General features: G+C 42.3%; 2 protein-coding genes. Both read left to right on the top strand.

Annotated features, from left to right (window positions below; genetic code table 11):
• Positions 1 to 67: 67 nt before the first annotated feature.
• Positions 68 to 301 carry a (Na+)-NQR maturation NqrM gene (nqrM, locus tag A3757_RS22315; protein ID WP_068506484.1) on the top strand — a complete coding sequence of 78 codons (234 nt, stop codon included), beginning with the start codon at positions 68 to 70 and terminating at the stop codon, positions 299 to 301.
• A gap of 59 nt (positions 302 to 360) precedes the next feature.
• Positions 361 to 1752 carry a Si-specific NAD(P)(+) transhydrogenase gene (sthA, locus tag A3757_RS22310; protein ID WP_068506486.1) on the top strand — a complete coding sequence of 464 codons (1392 nt, stop codon included), beginning with the start codon at positions 361 to 363 and terminating at the stop codon, positions 1750 to 1752.
• Positions 1753 to 1940: the final 188 nt, after the last annotated feature.

Here is a 1940-nt window from a genome sequence, read left to right as displayed (position 1 = left end):
AGGTGATGAAGGCCTCATAACAATGCACACTGATTCGTTTAAACAGTATCTTAAGTAGGAGGAACTTATGGAGTTATTTTTCATAGTTTTCGGTGTTCTTGCCCTGTTAATGTTGGTTATGGCTGTTGGCGTTATTTTTGCCAATAAGCCGATTACCGGTTCGTGTGGTGGAATGAGTGCGCTTGGTATGGAGGTTGCTTGCGACGTCTGTGGCGGTGACAAGGATAAATGCGACAAAGAAGTTGATAGTGCTGCTAAAGACGCTGCCGGAAAAGATATTTCTTATAATGCAATGAAGTAGATACAGCTTAAGTATCATTACATACGGTTTTTTCTAGAGGTTCAGGAGATCAAGGTTATATGGCTGAGTATCATTATGATGTTGTAGTAATTGGCGCAGGCCCTGCAGGTGAAGGGGCAGCGTTAAACGCTGCAAAAGGCCATAAAATGGTCGCTGTGATCGAAGATAAACCCGTAGTTGGCGGGAACTGTGCTCATGTTGGAACAATACCTTCCAAAGCACTTCGACACGCCGTTAAGCAGATTATTACCTTTAACACCAATACCATGTTCCGTGATATCGGTGAGCCAAGATGGTTTTCCTTTCCGAGAGTCTTGAAGAACGCAGAAAAGGTAATCAGTAAACAGGTTAAGCTAAGAACCCGTTTTTATGCGCGAAATAAAATAGACTTGTACAACGGGTCGGCCTACTTTCTAGATGATAATCGTATAGAAATACGTGGAAATGGTTCCGCAGATATTGTTCATTTTAAAGAGGCGATCATAGCTAGCGGGTCTAGTCCCTATCGTCCGTCCAACGTTGATTTTACGCATGAGCGTATCTATTGTAGTGATTCGGTATTGCAGCTTAGCCATACTCCACGCACTATGGTTATTTATGGTGCCGGTGTTATTGGCTCCGAGTATGCATCAATTTTTTCAGGTTTAGGTGTGAAAGTCGACCTGATTAATCCTGGCGAGAAATTACTATCATTCCTTGATGATGAGATTTCTGATGCGCTTAGCTATCACCTTCGAAACAATGGTGTTCTTGTCCGACACAACGAAACCTACGAGACAGTTGTCGGTACCGATTACGGTGTAGAGGTTACTTTCGAGTCGGGCAAAAAGATCAAAGCTGATGCTTTTCTTTGGTGTAATGGTCGCAGCGGCAATACCCAAAATCTTGGGCTAGAAAATATAGGTCTTGAAGCAAACTCACGCGGTCAGCTTTCAATTGACGACCACTATCGAACAGATGTAGAGAATATCTATGCTGTAGGTGATGTGATTGGTTGGCCAGCACTTGCTAGCGCTGCTTACGATCAAGGTCGCTCTGCTTCATCCGCTTTGCTTAACGATAGTTACTTCAGGTTTATTAATGATGTACCTACCGGTATCTATACGATCCCAGAAATTAGCTCTGTCGGTAAGAATGAAAAGGAGCTTACGGAAGCCAAAGTTCCTTATGAAGTAGGGCAGGCATTTTTCAAAGACTTGGCTAGAGCTCAGATTACCGGTGAAGCGGTCGGAATGCTTAAAATATTGTTCCATCGTGAGACCAAAAAAATATTGGGAATCCATTGCTTTGGAGATCAGGCGGCCGAAATCGTACACATCGGTCAGGCGATTATGAATCAGGAAGGTGATGCAAATACCCTAGATTACTTCATTAATACCACATTTAACTACCCAACTATGGCAGAAGCATATCGTGTTGCGGCACTAAATGGTCTTAATCGCATATTCTGATTTTAAACTTTTCGTCATTTTTCTTCGATTTGAGAGCGTTTTTTGAACGCTCTTTTTCTTTTTGTTGTCTCAGTTCACGCTTCGGAATTCCTTCATTTGTAAGACTTTTTCTGATTTTGTAGCATTAGGGATATTTTGTAATAAAGCCGACTATCGCTACAACTGACTAAACTACGTAGCCAGACATG

It is taken from the genome of Oleiphilus sp. HI0117 (assembly GCF_001635235.1).
Note: the sequence above shows the minus strand (reverse complement) of the source record. Positions and strands in the feature narration are given on the sequence as shown.

Excerpts from the sequence above, each read along its gene's own strand:
- nqrM (WP_068506484.1), top strand. The coding sequence starts at position 68 with ATGGAGTTATTTTTCATAGTTTTCGGTGTTCTTGCCCTGTTAATGTTG.
- sthA (WP_068506486.1), top strand. The coding sequence starts at position 361 with ATGGCTGAGTATCATTATGATGTTGTAGTAATTGGCGCAGGCCCTGCA.